Raw genomic sequence first — 18,585 nt, forward strand, 5'->3', positions numbered from 1 at the left:
TTCTCCACCGCCTTACGTAAGCCTGCCCATTGTTTGCTTAAAAACCGCTCTTTGCAGTTTCTTGCCTAGACGCAGACTGCTCTTTAACTCATCCGTCATTTCCTTCGTCAGCTTCCGACTGGACAGCTTGCCATTATTGGCATATAAGCCATCTGAATGTTGTTCCGTTGTCATTAAGCGAAGTCGCAGTAAAATACGAAAGGCCTGCTCGTATATAGCAGCATCATTCTCTGACATTCTTCCAGCTTTTACTAGCATTTTGATTCTCTCAATTGTGGAAGTCTCGCGAATGCCTACCTGAATAGATAACAGCCTAATCGAGTTAACCATCGGAATATAGGCGCCGTACTTAATGTCCAAACTCCCTGCATCTTTGCCATACTGCTCCTTTAGCAGCTGTCCAAAGAAACCAAGAAGCACTTTATGGCGCAGTGTATTATCCAGCATTCGCTGCAAGATGATAGGATGATTCAGCATATCGCTGAAAAACAAATCCTTTAGCTCGTCTAGCAGCCTATTGTCGCCATAGACACAGCGGCCGTCCGCGATAATCAGCAAATACCGAACCGCTTCCCAAGCAGGCTCATCAAACCACTGGTCAAGCTTGGCTCCCCACTCCGACAGCGACAAGCACCATTCAGAATTGCTGCTCAGAACATTCCCCTCACAAGGCGGATATCCTGTCCGTTCAAGATTCTGAACGGCGATTTCACACAGCTCTTTAAAATACATTTTAACATTTGCTGAATCAGCTACTGGATCAACGTAGACAACACCGCTGTCTTGATCGCTTGACAAGGTTTGCTCTTTCCGACCGCCGCTGCCGAACAGTAGATATGCGTAAGGCACGGGGGGAGAACCCTTCCCCAACCGTGCCATTTCCGCTTCTGCGAGGATGACCGAGCGTTGGATTACCGCATCGTGCACCTCATTTAATTGTTCATTAAATTGTTCGACCGGACGCGTAGGGAGAAGAGCTTCCATATGCTCGTGTATCTGATCCCGCAGGTTTCGCAGCCCTTCAATATGATCGGCTGATCCGATCTGCTTGAGCAGCTGCAATCGCACTGGATCATTCATGCGACGCCCTCTCCCTTCGGTCAGTCCATCATGGTTATCATTATCCTTGAATGTTTTGACCTGATTTTTTCATTTGCTCAGGATAACCATAAGCGCCATGCTCACTAAGGTCAAGACCGATAATTTCTTGCTCTTCCGTTACACGGAAGCCCATGATCAGTTTCATTACGCCAAGCACTAGGAATGAAGCAGCAAGCACGAATGCGCCAACTACTACTACGGATTCGAATTGTACCCAAAGCTGTTTCCAGCTTCCTGTATCGATCAAACCACCTGTACCAACGCCAACTTTATCAGCAAGCGCTTGTGTTGCGAAGATACCGTTAGCAAGCGTACCCCACACCCCAGCCGCACCATGAACGGACAAAGCGTAGATCGGATCGTCAACTTTGATTTTCTCGAAAAACTTCACGCTGTAGAATACGAGCACCCCAGCTACAAGACCGATAACAACCGCTGCCCATGGATCAACGAAAGCACAAGAAGCCGTGATTGCTACTAGACCGGCAAGCGTACCGTTTAGCATTGTCGTAATATCCGCTTTGCCTGTTACTGCCCATGAAATAAGAAGTGCTGCCACGCCGCCTGCGCCTGCTCCAAGCATCGTGTTGAAAGCTACATATCCGAAGAACCCATCGCCGATAGCTACTGTGCTGCCTGCATTGAATCCAAACCAACCAACCCATAGAAGCAATACGGAAAGTGCAGTAAACACTTGGTTATGTCCCAAAATTTCGTTAGCAGAACCGTCTTTATTGAATTTGCCGATACGCGGTTTAAGTAATACCGTTGCCGCAAAGGCAGCAAGCGCACCTGTTAAGTGAACAACTGTGGAGCCCGCGAAATCTTGTGCTCCGTCTTCTGCAAGCCAGCCGCCGCCCCAGATCCAGTGAGCAACAACCGGATAAATGATTGCTATAAAGAATACGGTAAACACAATGTAAGAGGAAAGCTTTGCTCTCTCAGCGAAACCGCCCCAAGCAATGGACAGTGAAACTGCAGCAAATGCTAATTGGAATAAGAAGAATACGGTTGATGGAAGGCTGTCGCCTTCTCCTGCTGCCACTGAAGGGTTAAAGAAGAAATCTCCCCAGCCGAACAATGCGCTAACTGAGCTGTCTCCGCCAAAAGCCATACCGTAACCGAAAGCCCAATAAATAAGTGCTGCAAGACCAGTAGTGAAGATAGTTTTGCCAGCAACGTGACCAGCATTTTTCATTCGGGTAGAACCTGTCTCTAGAAGAATGAATCCGCCTTGCATAAGTAGAACGAGTATGAATGCGAGCATAACCCAAAGCGAGTTCAGACCCATGTTCAACGTTGCTGCGGAAGGATCCTCTGCGAACGCCATTACTGGAAACAATAAAGTGAAGATCCCTAAAGCTAACATCGTTTTCTTAATCATTACGACCACTCCCTAAGTGTTATGTTTCCTTACATGAGAGGAAAGACTTAATGTCATTATAGTCAGTAGTACTCAATTTGACAATACATTTTCACTAAATTTATAAAAAAAATCAAACGTTCGGGATAAAATCTAACACGAACGTTAAGTTTTTGAACAAATTGCTCTTGAAATCACCCATCAAGCCTGCTTATTCTTCGCATTTTGACATTTTCTAGGCATCGTTTCCTATATGCGCGTTCCCGCTGCTTTCATTAATATAGATTCTTGCTGATTCATAACGCATGCTAAAACGTTATATAGTAGAAACAGCACTTGATGAGCTTGCCTGTACGCTTCAAATTAACCAAATGGAATAATGATGTAACACGTTTGACTGTATGGTTACTTTCCTATTATCATTAGAGGTATAAGAATAGCGTTTATGCCAGAAGTTGTCGTTAGCGAAAGTTACTATAATAGAAGATAATTATTTTTATACATTTTCAGCGAATGGAGGAATTAACATGTATCGTATTGGAGAGCTCTCGAAGCTTGCCCAAATCAGTCCGCGAACCATCGATTATTACACTTCAATCGGGCTTATCGAGCCTGCGGAGCGTTCAGCCAAGAACTATCGCCTCTATTCTGACGAAACCTTAGTTCGTTTGGCACGTATTGAACAGATGAAAAAGGACAAATATACATTAGATGAGATCAAGGCTGCAATCGAGGGCTGGAGCAAAATCACACCGGAAGAGCAAGTGTCGCAGAAGCTAACTGATCTACAGCATCATATAAGCCAGCTGGAACGTGAAGTGAAGGAATTGGAGCCCGTGCTTAAGAAACTTAAACCAAGGCAGGCAAACCACCTTTATACGCGTCTCATGCCACAAACGGCAGCATGCATCGAAGCACTCATGCTTATTATTAATAAAAGCTCCCTCATGTAACGTCAGATCTCATCCTTGAAACGGAGGAATGACTCAATGACTTTCATCTACATTCTTATCATACTCGCTTTTGTATTAACGATTTGGGCTCAATTTCGGGTTAAAGGAACATTTAAGAAATGGACATCAGTCCAAGCAAACAGCGGATTAACAGGATATCAAGCAGCAAGGCGAATGCTCGATTCAAACGGATTGCACGATGTTCCGATCGAGCCCGTGCGCGGAACGCTTACCGATCATTACGATCCCATTCACCGGGTAGTTCGCCTCTCGGAGCCTGTATATTACGAAAATTCAATATCTGCCATTTCCGTCGCTTGCCATGAAGTAGGCCATGCCATTCAGCATGCTGAGCATTACCCCATGCTCGTACTAAGGCATCGCATTTTCCCGGTCGTGAATTTCGCTTCAGGCGTCGCGCCTTTTCTCTTTATTGCAGGAATACTGTTTTCGGCTTTGAACTTAATCGGACTTGGAATTATTTTCTTCTCCGTAGCAGTTGCTTTCCAAGTGATTACCCTGCCTGTAGAGTTTAACGCAAGCAATCGAGCCCGGGACATAATGGTTGCCGAGGGCTTCATCACGAACGACGAGGAGCGCGGCGTCGCCAAAGTGCTGAATGCTGCAGCTTTAACCTATGTAGCAGCTGCCTTACTCTCCCTTTTAGAGCTCGTAAGGTACATTTTGATTTTTGTAGGCGGCAGTCGCCAGGAATAACGTTTCGCTATACAAAGAAGAGCTTCTCCCCAGTCAGCAATGACGGGCGGAGAAGCTCTTTTTTCATCCTATATCCATTTATTCTTTCGTGTTATTGAAATAACGAAGCAGAAAGCCATGAAAAACCTTAGCGACAAGCGGCAGCTTCTCATTAGAGCGGCGAATTAGACCAATTGTTCGGGTTACCTGAGGATCAGTCACGCGAACCTTAGTTGCCTGCAGTGGTCCTGTGTAGTGCAGAGCCATCTCCGGCAAAAGACTAACTCCCATCCCTGCTGCTACCAAACCTCGAATCGTATCCGTCTCTTCGCCTTCAAAACCAATTTTTGGCGTGAATCCCGCCTCCTGACACGCATCCCACACGATCGGCCTAAGTGAGTACCCTTCGCTAAACAGCACGAACGTCTCATGCTCAAGCTCCTTTAACGCAATGGACTGCTCGCTCGACAGCCGATGCCCTGGCGGCAGAATTGCATACAGCTCCTCCGTCAGCAGCACTTCACCGCAAACGAACTCATGCTCGTTCGGAAATGGAGAGATAAATGCCAGATCAATTTCACCTTTAATCATATCGCGTATGAGCGACGGATACATCCCCTGCTTGAATCTGAACTTCACATTAGGATGGAGCTTGCGGAAGGACGCCACAACCTGCGGAATTAATGAAATGCCTAAGCTATGCGGAAATCCGAGTCTGATTTCGCCTTTTTCCGGATCTAAAAATTCATGTATTTCAATAACCGCACGCTCCAAATCCGCCAGAATAACCTCGGCCCGCTTAAGAAAAAGCTGTCCGACTGGCGTGAGCTGCAGATTTCTTCCTTTTTGAACGAATAATTTGACACCCAGCTCTTCTTCCAGCTGATGAATTTGACGGCTTACGGCCGACTGAGCAACATGCAGCTCTTCAGCCGCCTGCGTTACATGCTCTTTTTTTGCTACCTTTACGAAATAGTGAAGCTGACGAAGTTCCATACCGGTTAGTTTCTCTCCCGTACATACGTAGTTTTCATGAGTATCGATAATTCTTTCGTGTCTTTACGCGGTCAAACACATTATAAAGCAGGAAGCCCGCAAGCGCACCTCCAACATGTGCCCACAAATCAATACTTGGGACAAGGAATGAGTAAATCACTCCGAATATGAGAATGGTGTATACCGTTTTGCGCGAGCTCTCGTCAAGCTGTGATTTACGGAACAGCGATATATATAGAAACGCTCCATAAACGCCGTAAATAGCTCCAGAGGCTCCTACGCCTATATGTCCTTCGAGATCATTCTCCAGCACATTGACTAGAGCGCTCATCGCATTGCCTCCTATGCCGCAAAGCAAATAGAAAATGAGATATCTGACATGCTTCAACAGATGCTCAAGCGGCGGCGCAAACACAAGCAAGGCAAACATGTTGAAAAGCAGATGCTCTATGCCTGAATGCATAAACATCGATGTTACGTATCGCCAAGGCTCCTGCAGACCAAACGGATCAAATGAGACATCCGTCGCGAACGCTCCGAAACGATATGCATGATAAGCTGCATTCGGATTGCCATTCAAAGCAACAACGATAAAATAGACAATATTTAACGCTATAAGCGTTGAAGTAACGGGATATAGCTTCAAATACGAGCGAAAGCTCTCATACCGTAAGAAGATCATCGGATCATCCCTTTTCTATCCAACAATTGGACAAGGTCGTTTCAAAACGATTATAATGAATCAAGTATTGACCATAATTATAGAGGAGGAAATACTTCAATGACACAAGAACGCAATGGAGCTGCTACTTTCAAGGGCAATCCGATCACATTAGTAGGACCAGAACTTAAAGCGGGCGATAAAGCTCCTGATTTCAATCTAAACAAATCGCTTGTCGAGAACGTATCCCTTAACGACTACTCGGGCAAAGTGAAGCTGATCAGTGTCGTGCCTTCCATTGATACTGGCGTTTGCGATGCACAAACACGTCGTTTCAATGAAGCTGCCGGTTCGCTTGGCGATAATGTAGTCGTCTTGACCGTAAGCGTAGATCTTCCTTTCGCACAAGCACGCTGGTGCGGCGCTGCTGGAATCGATAAGGTCGTATTGCTATCCGACTACAAAGCTCATAGCTTCGGCGAAGCTTATGGCGTATACATCAAAGAGCTTGGTCTTGACCAGCGCTCAATCTTCGTTATTGATGCTAACGATACGATACAATATGTTGAATATTTGCCTGAAATGACGGAGCATCCGAATTACGAGCAAGCAATTGATGCGGTTAAAGCGCTTCTGTAGGAACCATTCAAAGGCTTCATCCTAATGATTGCAAACAAAGCGAGTGAAGGCTACCCTTCCTCGCTTTGTTTATTAATTAACTATTCACTTTAAACGCGGCTAGCTTCTTATCAAGTGTCCGATACAAATCCAGAATAACTCTGTAATTAGAACCAAGATCCCCTAACGAGCCACGGGATGCTGAATAAATATCGACAGCAGATTGCAGCGGATTCACGCTAATGACGGAAACCGTAATGTCCATCGTCCTTCCGAATGCCGTGCGCTTCTCGAGCACAATTTCCCCAACGGATTGCACTTCGTGCAGCACCTTATAGCCTTGCATCTTCTTAAGAGTCGAAATCACTTCATCCCAAGCCTTGTCCTTCGAAAGCTTGTAGAAATGAGATTTGAGCATTGGATCCTTGGCTCTGTCTCCAGTCTGTTCATGACTGCGCAGCAGCCCGATCAAGGTCCGCTTCAACAACAACGATCTCCCCCTCCGGCATCTATGTACATTACTCTATATGATACCATGATTTGTCCAATGAAAAAAGAGCTATCACCGGATTTAACCAGCGAATGCTCTTAATTTGAAGATGGAACCCGCCTATGCCGTCCGACTCACATGTTTCTGAACCCGCTTACGCAGGTGGGTGACCGCAGAACCGCTTTTGAGATCCCCTTTCGGGGGCATGTCAGCTACGCTTCGATATTGGTCTCCCGTGAAACAGCCATTGGTTCAAAACAGCGTAAAGCCGTAACGAGCATCGCAGGAGGTATTGCTATTATAGACTTATCAAACGAAAAAGTAAACTTCTTGCTGCTGTTATTTATTGGCGCCGTTTGAATCGTCCTTTACCAGGTCAATCCGGTCTAGCTCAGCAGCTTTCTCCGCTTCTTCTTCCTCTGCAAGCCTTGCTTTCTCTGCTTGATCCTGAAGCTTCTGATAAATCAAATGGAAATTCCAGAATGCCAGGTAAGCGATTATACTGCCCATAAAAAACGGAATGAGAAACGTAAATCTCGTACTGAAGTACATAACCGCACCGCTCATAATCGCGGTTGACAACGAACGGAATGGTTTGCCGATAGTGATTAGCACAGCGTTCTTCAGTAATTGAAACGTTTTCATGTGATAGTGGACAAGCATCGAGAAAAAGTTAAACAGGGATACGACTAAAAGGACTAAAAACGCGATAAAGATGTATGACAGCAAATTTAATTGTTCACGATAAACGATAAAGTCAACAATCATTATTGCGAGCAATATCGTGTAAATGATACCGCCAAGCATACTTTGTTTATAGTTCTCTTTGTATCCGCGGAAAAACGTTTTGAAGAGCCCTACGTCAGTTTCGCCCATAACCCACTTGCGTGCAACAGCGAACATCGCTGCCGTAGCCGGAAACAAAGTAAAGGGAGCAACAACCGCCATGGCAATAAGAGCAGAATACACTTGATTGACATCCTGCGACAAAACCAATCCCCATGCAAAGAACACGAATGGTATGGAGCAGGCAAGCCACAACACATTAATAACCGATAACCTCATTATCCATTCGGATATTCGGTAAAATCCACCCATTAGCCCTCTTGGTTCCATCGGATCTGCCTCCAGAAAAGTAAAATTACTCCTACAGACTACCATACACTGGCAAGCGTAAACAGCTGTCGCCGACCTCTGTGGCAAAAGCAGTCATTTCGCGGATATATATAAGCAGATTTAGATGTGAAAACATTTAAATGCTTATATATGAACAAAACCGCCCGTTTCCGGGTACTCTAGGCTAACGTCAAAACGGCACAAACCTAACCGCGCAGGATCATTGCTTATATATCCTGATATGAAGCCGATACGGAGGTCGCCAGATGAGCAGCGAAGGCCACGGCTTGTCCAAAAATAATAAAAAACCGAGGTCGAACGGATGCCCGTTAGGGATCACGGACAACCTCGGTTTTTTCAAAAATAAAGGTGACGACTGACGCCAAATTAGTTGTTCACGTAACCGTCAGAAGAACTTTTCGGGCGACGGTTCTCTGGGCGACCTTCACTTGGTCGTTTACCAGCATATCCGCCGCTGCTTCCGCCGCGCGATTCATAACCGCCACGCGAACTTCCGCCCGTGCTGCTTCCGCTGCTGCGTCTGTCATCGCGTCCACGGTATCCACCGCCGCCGCTTCCGCCAGTGCTGCTGCTGCGATTGCCGCCATATGACGACGAACCGCTGCGGTTGAATGGACGTCCATTGGAACGGATATCCGGCTTGCGTTTTTTGGCGCGAAGCGGATCTTCCGGTGTCAATTCGATTTCTACATTCTTCTTCTCGCCTGTCAGCAATTTGATTGCTGCCGAAAGCAAATGAACGGAATCATATTGCTCAAGCAATTGAATCGAAATCGCTTTGTATTCCGAGAACTCATCGTTCTGAACGACTTCAAGAAGACGCTCGGCAGTTACGCGTTGTTTGCCTTCAATCGCTTCTGCAATGCTTGGAAGCGGCTTGCGGTTCATCTTCTGGCGCGTCACTTTCTCGATGAAATGAAGGTGATCCGTTTCACGAGGTGTAACGAATGACCAAGCAGTACCCTCTTTGCCTGCGCGTCCTGTACGGCCGATACGGTGAACGTAGCTCTCCGGATCTTGCGGAAGGTCAAAGTTGATAACATGAGTAACACCGGATACATCAAGGCCGCGCGCAGCAACGTCAGTTGCTACTAGTACGTCGATGCTGCCGTCACGGAATTTACGCATAACGCTATCGCGTTGGTTCTGCGACAAATCGCCGTGCAAACCGTCAGCTGTGTAGCCGCGTTTTTGAAGCGCTTCGCTTAGCTCGTCAACCCGGCGTTTTGTACGGCCGAAGATGATCGCAAGCTCAGGGGATTCCATATCAAGCAAACGGCTAAGCGCTTCGAACTTTTGACGTTCATGCACTTCGATATACGATTGCTCGATAAGTGGAGCAGTAATTTGTTTCGGAATAACCGAAACATGCTCCGGGTTTTTCAGAAATTGCTGTGCAAGCTTCTGAATGTTAGTCGGCATTGTTGCTGAGAACAACATCGTGTGACGCTCGTCTGGCACTTGTTTCAGGATTGATTGGATATCTTCCATGAATCCCATGTCAAGCATTTCATCTGCTTCATCCAAAATAACCGTTTGAACGTCTTCAAGACGAATCGTCTTACGGTTGATATGGTCAAGCAAACGACCAGGTGTACCGATAATGATTTGTGGCTTTTTCTTCAATGCACGGATTTGACGACCAATTTCTTGACCACCGTAAATCGGCAACGAGCGAAGGCCTTTGTATCGAGTCAACTTCCCGATCTCGTCTGCCACTTGAATAGCGAGTTCACGGGTTGGCGTCATTATTAATGCGACAATGCGTTCCTCGCTTGTCGGAATTTTGTTAATGAGCGGAATTCCGAATGCCGCTGTCTTTCCTGTACCCGTTTGTGCTTGGCCAATTAGATCTTGCCCTGCCATAGCAATAGGGATCGCTTTGTCTTGAATCGGGGTAGATTCCTCGAATCCAAGTTCGGTAATTGCTTGCAACACTTTCGGTTCCAAGCCAAATTCAGCAAATGTTTTCAAACTTTTCTCAAACTCCTTTTATCTGCAGCCTACTTAAGAATATCCAAATCATTATAGCACACAATCAATCATGAATACCAGTAAAGCAAAGAAAGGCATACTAATGATGGCAATATGTTCAAAACAATATGTCGGTTGCATTGGAGCGATTGTAGTGAATCCGCACTCCCTGCGTTACCTCATCACGATACCGATTATGACACTTGGCGCCTTCTTTATCGCGCTAGGTTTCAATCTTTTCCTCATTCCTCACCAACTTCTGAGCGGCGGCATTTCCGGTATTTCCATGATGATCGGTTATTTAACCGGGGGGAACATCGGCTGGCTTTATTTTATCCTCAATTTGCCTGTGCTCCTATGGGGCTGGTTCGCCGTTGGCCGACGCTTTGTTATGTGGAGCGTCTTTACCGTTGGAGCCTCTACCCTTTTCCTGCAACTCGTTCCCGTTCTGAGAATCGTCGATGATATCGTGCTCGGAGCCGTGTTTGGCGGCGTCATCATCGGCTTCGGCAGCGGGCTTGCCTTGCGGTATGGGGGATCCTCGGGTGGCTTCGACATCATCGCTTCGATTGTGACCCGCAAACGTGACTTGCCAGTCGGCATGATCATTTTTATTCTGAACGGGACGGTTATTGCGATATTGGTCATCTTTACAAAGAATTGGGATTTAGCGTTATATTCGCTTGTTTCGATTTTTTCTGCCGGCAAGGTAGTAGATCTGATCCATGTTAGGCATATTAAATTAACAGCCTTTATCGTAACGACAAAGACCGAAGAGCTGCTTGCGAAGCTGCTCTCGCACCCTCGCGGCATCACGGTAATAAAGACGCGCGGAGCTTACTCCTCGGTTGATCGAGATATGCTGATGACTGTCAGAACGAAGTATGAATTAGCTGAGCTTAGCAAAACCATTACGACGATCGACCCGCGTGCTTTCATTAACATCGTGGAGACAGTTGGAGTCATCGGCGACTTTTCCAAGCCAAATGACTGAATCATATACGCAAGTATGGATTTTCCACTATATCCCTATGTTTTTGAAAATGATCCTGATATAATGTTTGTATCCCGTAGCTTTGGTTTCTTGCCATATGATTTCCCCTAAACATTCGATATGAAAGGGTGAGGCTCAGGTGGATATGGAAACGGTCAAATTGTCTCAAATTGTAGAGAAGCTTGCCCCAGAGCTTAGTCCTTTTCTTACGAAACGCGAATTGGACATCAGCATTGTGCTGCGTGACGGACTCTCCTTACTTGAGCCCGCAGACGCAATGGAAATTGTGCAGCACAGTATTTGTAATCAGCAGAGAGAAGCTTTGTTACAATGACAATGCGGGACACACGGATTATGTATGCGCCAGTCGAGACAACCTCGACTGGCTTTTTGTTTATTTTCATGGTGAAAAAAAGCAGTAAAATCAGAGCTTAAGACCACTGAAACGGCATAATATTTCATAAGCGTTCAAAAAGTTAATGACCGAGGCCCATTATCTGCTTTATAATTTATACAGAATAGCTAACGGGGAGAGAGCAAAATGGACATCATCATTTCAAACTTGCTGCTGCTGTACAGCTTGCTCACTGGAAGCGGAGAGCATAGCGCCGCAGCCAAGCAGCTTGCGATTGCCTACTTAAATTCCGCGGCTGGTCACACGATCATACAACCAAATCAAACAGGTACGGGAGATAACCCGGCTGGATCCGCAAATGAGAACACGGTCAAAAAAGATCCTCAGCCGGAAACGCCGCCTATCAAAGGCATATATGTGACGGCTCATAGCGCAGGCGGAGCACGTATGGAGACACTGCTTAAACTGCTTGACGATACGGAGCTAAACAGCATGGTTATCGATATTAAAGATGACAACGGGTACATTACATATCCTACTGCGACGCCGGAGCTTCAGGAGGTTGGCGCCTCTAAGAAATACATTCGAGATATTAATGAATTAATGCAGACGCTGAAGAAACATAACATTTATCCAATTGCAAGAATCGTCGTCTTTAAAGACACGGTGTTAGCCCGCAAACAGCCCGAGCTCTCCTTCCTTCACCAGGACGGAACGATATGGAAAAACGGCCGCGGAGAAAGCTTCGTTAATCCGAACCGCAAGGAAGTATGGGAATATAACATCGCGGTAGCTAAAGAAGCAGCCAAACTTGGATTCAAAGAAATTCAATTCGATTACGTGAGGTTCCCCGAAGGCTTCGAGAATAAAGAATCGTCGCTGAACTATACCAAATCTGAGCTAAGCCGTGTTGACGCGGTAGCCGGATTTGTTAAATATGCGCGCGAGCAGCTTGAGCCTCTTGGTGTACGTGTTTCGGTAGATATTTTCGGTTATGCTGCATCGGTACCTGTCGCTGAAGGAATCGGTCAAGACTTTGTGAAAATATCCAACGACGTTCATGTCATTTCGCCTATGGTCTATCCAAGCCATTACAGTACCGGATGGTTCAAGCAAAAGGATCCTGATCGCAGTCCTTATGAGACGATTAAAGGAGCAATGACGGATACACACAAAAAACTAGATCCGACAAAAGATCTGAAACCGATTATCCGCCCTTGGATTCAAGACTTCACAGCAAGCTGGTTAGGCAACGGCCATTACATGAAATATGGCAAAGCTGAGGTCGAAGCCCAGATTAAAGCGCTCAAGGATACTAACATTAACGAATACCTGCTCTGGAATGCAGGAAACAAATATACGCCTCAAGTCGATTATAAGTAATCGGCTCTGACTTATTCACCTATAAAAAAGTCCACCTCAGCCATAACGGCACGGTGGACTTTTTTGCATCTTAGAAATCTATTGGGATAAACGCAGTGCAAGCTCATACATGCTCATGTCGAACGGCTTCTTCGTATTTACGACTGTATCGATATCTGTCGTTACCAGCTCGCCGCGAATAATACCACAGGCCTTGCCTGAATCGCCAGCCATTAGCTGCCTTACCGCAAAGTCGCCTAGCTTGCTCGCCAATATACGATCAATGGCGGTCGGTGTCCCCCCGCGCTGGATGTGTCCAAGTACGGTTACGCGCGGCTCGATACCGCTGTTAGCCGTAATCTGATGCGCGACTTCCTCGCCTTTTCCTGCACCTTCTGCTACAACGATGATACTATGGCGTTTGCCTTTAGCGAAATTGTTCTTCATGCGTTCTGCTACTTCAGTAAGCTCAAACGGTACCTCTGGCACTAGAATCGTCTCTGCACCGCTGGCAAGTCCGGCATGAAGCGCAATATCGCCGCAGTGTCGACCCATAACCTCAACGATAGAAGAACGCTCGTGCGAGGACATCGTATCACGAATTTTGTTAATCGCGTCTACGACAATGCTTACCGCAGTATCGAAACCAATCGTAATATCGGTAAACGGAATATCGTTGTCGATCGTGCCCGGAATACCCATCGTTTTGATACCCAGCTTGCTTAGCTTGTTCGCTCCTTGATAGGAGCCGTCTCCGCCGATAACAACCAAGCCGTCGATTCCTCTAGCGCGAAGAACCTCCGCTCCGCGCTGCTGGCCTTCAGCTGTCATAAACTCCTTGCATCTTGCCGTTTGCAGAATCGTTCCTCCGCGCTGAATGATGTCGCCGACGCTGCGCAAATCCATTTGGCGCAAATCATCGTTAATAAGTCCTTGGTAACCGCGTTGCACACCGTATACATCTAACCCATGGAACAAAGCGCTCCTTACGACAGCCCGTACGGCTGCGTTCATTCCTTGCGAATCTCCTCCGCTTGTCAGTACTGCGATTGATTTGACTGCAGACATGGTTCATACCTCCACATTGTTAATTTATAGTTAAGCCTGTTGCTTCCGAATCCAGATGCTGTTCATTAGGAAAAACAATCGCGTTAGCGGACTATTCTTCATTAGCTTCTTCGATACATCTTTGACATCCGCCTGATGGCGAACCTTCGGGTCTGACAAATATAAGGCGAGAAGCCCTTCTATAATCAAACGATGAAAACGGGGAGCAGGTAGCTGCTTCACATCCTCACGCGCGCGGTTCACAATAGTGCCGATGCGCTCAACAAGCAGACTTTCATTCGCGTAGTAATTGCAAAAATTAAGGTCTCCGCCTGCAAGGTCCTCTTCTTGATCAATTAAGTAATCAAGCAATATATGAAGCCCGCAAACATGCGGGAAATAAATATTGCGGATAGTAGATGCATCCTGTTCGGATAATCGCTCCTCACTCGCCGCTAGAAACAGCATGAACATGCCTAGCGTAGAGCCTGTTGCCGCAGCAAATTCGTTCCATTGCAAGTCGGGATAATGCTCACGATGCAGCTCCCACCAAGCAAGCAAATGCTCTTCCCGCAAATCCTTGTGAATATGCTTGTACACCTGCAAATCAACGTACAGGGATACCAGCTCGGTTATATGCTTTTGGACACTGCTGTAAGAGGGCAGTCTATTGATCTGGGCTTGGCATAGCCGAACCAAATGATGCAGGTAGCCTGCATCGTCGTTTTCGCTGCGCAACGCGTAATAATCCTGAAGCATAGCTTCCGGATTGACAGCATCGAGCATGGATTGATGCAGCAGTCGAAAATCGTCTGGATCCAGCGAAGTGCTTCGATCGCATAAATTGTCTAAGTAGTCGCTAATGGTTTGGAGTGCGACGATCAAAGGAATAAGCACATGCCTGTGCTCCAAGTTCGCGGCTGCATAAACGCCGCCGCCCTGGCAATGGAATTTCTTGCTGTCCATACTGCTTATCGCCTGTGTGCGCAGCTCTTGATCCGGTATTCGATCAGCGAGCTCGCGGAGCTTCGTAAGCTCGATATCTACCTCGGGAAGCACATACTTGTACACGCGGTGCATGAGCTTCAGAGGACTCTGGGGCACCCGATTTCCAGATAATGTTCTCAATCTCATGATGCACCTCTTCTCTAAATCACATTCATGAATGCCGGCGCGATTCCAATTGCTGGTCGATACGATACCAAATGTGAAGATCGTTAATCCTACTTGCATAATCGGCAATTTCATAGTTTAGTATACAGGACCGCTCAAAGCTCTCTTCATTGAAGAGCTCAATCTGCTTACGATTGATGTGATGTTCGAACTCCATCACCCTGTCAGGTATCGTTCCCCGAATTAGCTCCCATTGCGAAATGATCACTCGCTGCTCATTCACTTCATACTGCTCCCATTCCATCTCCAGCACGGGAATACGGATCCGAAGCCGTTCATTCCATTCAAAACGAAAAGCGCTCATTGTGAACCTCCACCTCTAAATGTATCATCTCAGCACATAATAATCCAGCTTCAAATCACATTGGTCGGAATACTAATCCATGCTATACTGATAACCATATGTTTATGACAGGGACGGAGTGAGCTTTATTACATGGACACAACTGAGTTAGCTGGCACAGAGCGCTCCTCTACGGCACGCAAAGAAACTTTTTCATTACGGCTTTACAGCTTTTCCGCTTATTCCACGGCAGCTATGGTCGTATCCTTTATCCCATTGTACTTCTTGGATAGGGGATTCTCAGAGCAGCAGATCGGCATTATTTACTCGACGGGCCCGTTCATTTCCATATTCGCCAATATCATTCTCGGTATGGCGAGCGACAAATACAGGACTATAAAGAAGCTGCTTATGCTGCTGTTGTTCGGACAGCTTGTCATGATTTCACTTTTGTTTCCCATTGAAAATTTTGCGCTAGTTTGTTTGGTTATGATGGGATTTTACTTTTTCCAGACGCCGATTAATCCATTGAGCGACAGCTTATTGCTGCTATCCAGCCAGTATACGGGAACCCCCTACGCCTTGGTGCGAATATTCGGCTCACTCGGCTTTGCCGTAACCGCTTATACTTTCGGACTTATTCTGAAAGAAATCGGCTCAGCATGGACGCTTCCGCTCGCCCTTTGCACGATTGCAATCACGCTGGCCCTCACAACCAGAATTAGAGATTACCAGGGAAGCGCGCGAAAAATTGATTTTTCCGGTTTTTTCAAGCTGCTTCGTCAACGCGATATGCTGCTGTTCTTTCTCATTATTCTGACCATATCGATTCCCCATCGCATGTACGAAGGCTTTCTCGCCGTCACGATGCGGCATTTGGGGGCAAGCGATTCACTCGTTGGGCTAGCTTGGCTCGTATCTGCCTTGAGCGAAATTCCTATTCTATTTCTGCTCGGCAAATACGGTCATAAGTTCAAGGAGCTTCCGCTTCTCATGATCGCGTCTATCATGTATGCGGTACGTTTATGGCTGCTCAGCGATATTCAAGATCCGCGCTGGGTCATCGCTACTCAGGCCATGCACAGCATTTCGTTCGGCATCTATTTCTCGACCGCTCTCCGCTATCTTTCGAGACTTATACCCGATGAGTACCGCGCATCCGGCCAAGCGGTCTATGCCGTCGTATGGACGGGCCTTGCCGGCGTCATTAGCGGCATGTTCGGCGGTTATATCTATGAGCATTTTGGTCGGGAAACGTTTTTCAAGATGGGTGCCGGCTTCGCCATTGTTGCGGCTGCCGCTTTCCTGGCCCGCTATTACTTCAGCCGCTCCGAACGATAATTGAGTGAACCATGCAAAAAAGCTGCCAAGCACGTTGAATGACCAACGTGCTTGGCAGCCTTTTCTAATGAATGCGACAATCCTTTATTCCGCGAATTCAAAATTCGTGTAAACGTCCTGCACATCATCATTATCTTCGAAAGCGTCCATCATCTTCTGCAGCTTGTCCGCATTCTCGCCTTCTACCTTGATCATGTTCTGCGGCAGCCACCGAACACCTGCGTTCACGAAGGTAAAACCATCCTTCTCGAGCGCATTCTTCACTTGCTCGAACTCATGTGGATGCGTTAGAATCTCAAAGCTGTCTTCATTCACGACAACATCCTCCGCCCCTGCGTCCAAAGCGATCATCATCATCGAATCCTCGTCCGTATCATGCGCTTCACGGTCGACGACAAGCAGTCCTTTATGGTCGAACATATAAGCTACGCAGCCGCTCTCGCCCATATTGCCTCCGCGTTTGTTGAATGCCGAGCGAACATCGGCTGCTGTGCGATTCCGATTGTCAGTCAAGCATTTCACCATAATGGCAACGCCGCCTGGCCCGTAGCCTTCATACATAATATCGTCATATTCGACGCCATCGCCGGCGCCTGCAGCTTTTTTAATCGCGCGCTCGATATTGTCATTTGGCATTTGCTCTGCGCGCGCATTCGTGATTGCGGTTTTCAGTCCGAAGTTTGCGTCCGGATTTGGTCCGCCCCTCCGCGCCTGAACGTATATTTCACGTCCGAGCTTGACGAACTTGTTATTTTTAGCCTGGTCGGCCTTACCTTTACGGTCCTTGAACAATTTAAATTTCATTATGCTCGCTCCCCTGACAAAGTTTCCAAGCTACAGTTTATCATCGTAAGCAGCCCTTGGTCAATGAAAGCACCGCAAACAAGCCGTTTGGAACGGCGCTGCAAATAAGAAAGAGCCCTCTGTTAGCCAGAGAGCTCCTGTTCTTCGTTTATTCGCACATTGATCCTATAGTTTCGTGACGTTGGCCGCTTGCGCACCGCGGTTACCCTCAGTAATGTCGAATTCGACCGCTTGCCCTTCATCCAAAGATTTGAAACCATCGCTCTGAATGGCTGAGAAATGCACGAATACATCTTCTCCGCCCTCAGTTTGGATAAAGCCGTAGCCTTTCTCCGCATTAAACCATTTAACTGTTCCTTTCAATTAAACAACCTCCTAGATATGACCGCCGCTTGAAGCGGCGAGTAAAATTATTATAGCGATACAAAAATCAAAAAGCAATTAAAGGGAAACCTTCAAATATTGACTGGATCCAGGAATAAAAGGGAGATGAGATGGGAATAATTCAGCACTCCCCCCGTTCTCCTTTATTGAATTCATAAGTTGCTCCAGCCCAGGATACGGCTCCCAATTCAATGACAGCAGCGGATATACCCGTATCTGACCGCCTGGCTTGCAAATACGCATGAGCTCCTTCATTGCTTCTATGTGAAATTCCGTTCCGAATTGGTCTGCATACAAAAACATGAAATGGCTGCACAAAATCATTGAAAACCGATTATCTGAATACGGAAGCTCGGGAAGCTTGCCTGCAGTGTACCGGTGCTTCTCCTTGTTATCTCGAACATTTTCTTTAAATCGTTCAATTGACGATACTCTGCCCGCCTTATGCTGCTGAATAGTGCCATAATAGCTCCAGTCGAACCGATCCTTCAGCTTAGTCAGCTTTGCTGTCGAGGTTTCGATCTCTTGCTGCGCCTCCGAGATCCACTCTTCAATTCCCTTGTCGTAACGCGGATCTACCGCATATGCGTGATACCCTCTAGCATTCGCTTCCGCAGTAAAGGATGAGCCCCCTGCTGCGACATCAAGCACCTCTCCCCGCTCCAAATCAGCAGGCTGCAGATCAAACATCCGCACATACTCATCGTACCCTCGGCATGTCATAGCGACGCCGACTTGTTCATAGCCTTGTTTGCCCATTCTTGCACACTCCTCTGCTCGTCTCATCTCATCTAAAACTCAGCTCAGCCAGCCATCTTCTAATGGCACCATATTGATTACCGCCGCCATAATG

At 46.8% G+C, this 18,585-nt stretch carries 20 protein-coding genes and 1 other RNA gene; 7 read left to right on the plus strand and 14 right to left on the minus strand.

Going from position 1 to position 18,585, the window contains the following annotated elements; all coding sequences use genetic code 11:
- Positions 1 to 12: 12 nt before the first annotated feature.
- Positions 13 to 1,080 (minus strand): DUF294 nucleotidyltransferase-like domain-containing protein, encoded by a 1,068-nt coding sequence (locus AB4Z29_RS06670; protein WP_441942278.1) that lies wholly within the window; start codon positions 1,078 to 1,080, stop codon positions 13 to 15.
- Between the two features lie 40 nt (positions 1,081 to 1,120).
- Positions 1,121 to 2,485, minus strand: a complete 1,365-nt coding sequence (locus AB4Z29_RS06675; RefSeq protein WP_183559942.1) for an ammonium transporter — start codon at positions 2,483 to 2,485, stop codon at positions 1,121 to 1,123.
- Positions 2,486 to 2,991: 506 nt separating this feature from the next.
- On the opposite strand from AB4Z29_RS06675, the gene AB4Z29_RS06680 reads away from it, so the two are divergent.
- The gene (locus AB4Z29_RS06680) at positions 2,992 to 3,417 is read left to right on the plus strand and encodes a MerR family transcriptional regulator (RefSeq protein WP_183559944.1); all 426 of its coding nucleotides are present in this window, start codon (positions 2,992 to 2,994) and stop codon (positions 3,415 to 3,417) included.
- 36 nt (positions 3,418 to 3,453) lie between these two features.
- Positions 3,454 to 4,134, plus strand: coding sequence for a zinc metallopeptidase (locus AB4Z29_RS06685; protein ID WP_441942279.1), 681 nt, complete (start codon positions 3,454 to 3,456; stop codon positions 4,132 to 4,134).
- 78 nt (positions 4,135 to 4,212) lie between these two features.
- Here AB4Z29_RS06685 and AB4Z29_RS06690 read toward each other — a convergent pair whose 3' ends face one another.
- Positions 4,213 to 5,109 carry a LysR family transcriptional regulator gene (locus AB4Z29_RS06690; protein ID WP_441942280.1) on the minus strand — a complete coding sequence of 299 codons (897 nt, stop codon included), beginning with the start codon at positions 5,107 to 5,109 and terminating at the stop codon, positions 4,213 to 4,215.
- Positions 5,110 to 5,143: 34 nt separating this feature from the next.
- Positions 5,144 to 5,791 (minus strand): rhomboid family intramembrane serine protease, encoded by a 648-nt coding sequence (locus AB4Z29_RS06695; RefSeq protein ID WP_441942281.1) that lies wholly within the window; start codon positions 5,789 to 5,791, stop codon positions 5,144 to 5,146.
- A gap of 99 nt (positions 5,792 to 5,890) precedes the next feature.
- Here AB4Z29_RS06695 and tpx point away from each other — a divergent pair, with 99 nt between their 5' ends.
- The gene (gene tpx, locus AB4Z29_RS06700; protein ID WP_441942282.1) at positions 5,891 to 6,409 is read left to right on the plus strand and encodes a thiol peroxidase; all 519 of its coding nucleotides are present in this window, start codon (positions 5,891 to 5,893) and stop codon (positions 6,407 to 6,409) included.
- A gap of 76 nt (positions 6,410 to 6,485) precedes the next feature.
- Here tpx and AB4Z29_RS06705 read toward each other — a convergent pair whose 3' ends face one another.
- The 4 genes from AB4Z29_RS06705 to AB4Z29_RS06720 all read right to left on the minus strand — a co-directional run bounded on the left by AB4Z29_RS06705 (position 6,486) and on the right by AB4Z29_RS06720 (position 9,989).
- The gene (locus AB4Z29_RS06705) at positions 6,486 to 6,878 is read right to left on the minus strand and encodes a DUF1499 domain-containing protein (protein WP_376769655.1); all 393 of its coding nucleotides are present in this window, start codon (positions 6,876 to 6,878) and stop codon (positions 6,486 to 6,488) included.
- 109 nt (positions 6,879 to 6,987) lie between these two features.
- Positions 6,988 to 7,170: non-coding RNA, 6S RNA (gene ssrS, locus AB4Z29_RS06710), on the minus strand.
- Positions 7,171 to 7,217: 47 nt separating this feature from the next.
- Positions 7,218 to 7,994: a YesL family protein gene (locus tag AB4Z29_RS06715; protein ID WP_183559954.1), complete on the minus strand. Its 777-nt coding sequence runs from the start codon at positions 7,992 to 7,994 to the stop codon at positions 7,218 to 7,220.
- A gap of 387 nt (positions 7,995 to 8,381) precedes the next feature.
- The gene (locus AB4Z29_RS06720) at positions 8,382 to 9,989 is read right to left on the minus strand and encodes a DEAD/DEAH box helicase (protein WP_441942283.1); all 1,608 of its coding nucleotides are present in this window, start codon (positions 9,987 to 9,989) and stop codon (positions 8,382 to 8,384) included.
- Between the two features lie 196 nt (positions 9,990 to 10,185).
- Between AB4Z29_RS06720 and AB4Z29_RS06725 the strand changes: the two genes are divergently transcribed.
- From AB4Z29_RS06725 to AB4Z29_RS06735, 3 genes are all read left to right on the plus strand, one after another.
- Positions 10,186 to 10,983 carry a YitT family protein gene (locus tag AB4Z29_RS06725; RefSeq protein ID WP_441942416.1) on the plus strand — a complete coding sequence of 266 codons (798 nt, stop codon included), beginning with the start codon at positions 10,186 to 10,188 and terminating at the stop codon, positions 10,981 to 10,983.
- Between the two features lie 145 nt (positions 10,984 to 11,128).
- Complete coding sequence (locus AB4Z29_RS06730; RefSeq protein WP_183559958.1) at positions 11,129 to 11,317, plus strand: hypothetical protein; 189 nt, start codon at positions 11,129 to 11,131, stop codon at positions 11,315 to 11,317.
- 207 nt (positions 11,318 to 11,524) lie between these two features.
- Entirely contained in the window at positions 11,525 to 12,721 is a 1,197-nt protein-coding gene (locus AB4Z29_RS06735) for a putative glycoside hydrolase (protein ID WP_441942284.1), read from the plus strand.
- Between the two features lie 78 nt (positions 12,722 to 12,799).
- Here AB4Z29_RS06735 and pfkA read toward each other — a convergent pair whose 3' ends face one another.
- From pfkA to AB4Z29_RS06750, 3 genes are read right to left on the minus strand one after another with little or no spacing between them, the layout of a single operon-like run.
- Positions 12,800 to 13,768 carry a 6-phosphofructokinase gene (pfkA, locus tag AB4Z29_RS06740; RefSeq protein WP_441942285.1) on the minus strand — a complete coding sequence of 323 codons (969 nt, stop codon included), beginning with the start codon at positions 13,766 to 13,768 and terminating at the stop codon, positions 12,800 to 12,802.
- Between the two features lie 30 nt (positions 13,769 to 13,798).
- On the minus strand, positions 13,799 to 14,881 hold the full coding sequence (locus AB4Z29_RS06745) for a tetraprenyl-beta-curcumene synthase family protein (RefSeq protein WP_441942286.1): 1,083 nt from the start codon (positions 14,879 to 14,881) through the stop codon (positions 13,799 to 13,801).
- A gap of 25 nt (positions 14,882 to 14,906) precedes the next feature.
- Positions 14,907 to 15,224 (minus strand): hypothetical protein, encoded by a 318-nt coding sequence (locus AB4Z29_RS06750; protein ID WP_441942287.1) that lies wholly within the window; start codon positions 15,222 to 15,224, stop codon positions 14,907 to 14,909.
- Positions 15,225 to 15,356: 132 nt separating this feature from the next.
- Here AB4Z29_RS06750 and AB4Z29_RS06755 point away from each other — a divergent pair, with 132 nt between their 5' ends.
- On the plus strand, positions 15,357 to 16,544 hold the full coding sequence (locus tag AB4Z29_RS06755; protein WP_441942288.1) for an MFS transporter: 1,188 nt from the start codon (positions 15,357 to 15,359) through the stop codon (positions 16,542 to 16,544).
- 84 nt (positions 16,545 to 16,628) lie between these two features.
- Here AB4Z29_RS06755 and AB4Z29_RS06760 read toward each other — a convergent pair whose 3' ends face one another.
- From AB4Z29_RS06760 to AB4Z29_RS06770, 3 genes are all read right to left on the minus strand, one after another.
- Entirely contained in the window at positions 16,629 to 17,348 is a 720-nt protein-coding gene (locus AB4Z29_RS06760; RefSeq protein WP_441942289.1) for a YebC/PmpR family DNA-binding transcriptional regulator, read from the minus strand.
- A gap of 165 nt (positions 17,349 to 17,513) precedes the next feature.
- Positions 17,514 to 17,711 carry a cold shock domain-containing protein gene (locus tag AB4Z29_RS06765; protein WP_053376915.1) on the minus strand — a complete coding sequence of 66 codons (198 nt, stop codon included), beginning with the start codon at positions 17,709 to 17,711 and terminating at the stop codon, positions 17,514 to 17,516.
- A gap of 78 nt (positions 17,712 to 17,789) precedes the next feature.
- Positions 17,790 to 18,491: a class I SAM-dependent methyltransferase gene (locus AB4Z29_RS06770; protein WP_441942290.1), complete on the minus strand. Its 702-nt coding sequence runs from the start codon at positions 18,489 to 18,491 to the stop codon at positions 17,790 to 17,792.
- Positions 18,492 to 18,585 lie beyond the last annotated feature (94 nt).

Source organism: Paenibacillus sp. 2TAB23 (assembly GCF_052115165.1).
In the GTDB taxonomy this organism is placed as follows: Bacteria; Bacillota; Bacilli; order Paenibacillales; family Paenibacillaceae; genus Pristimantibacillus.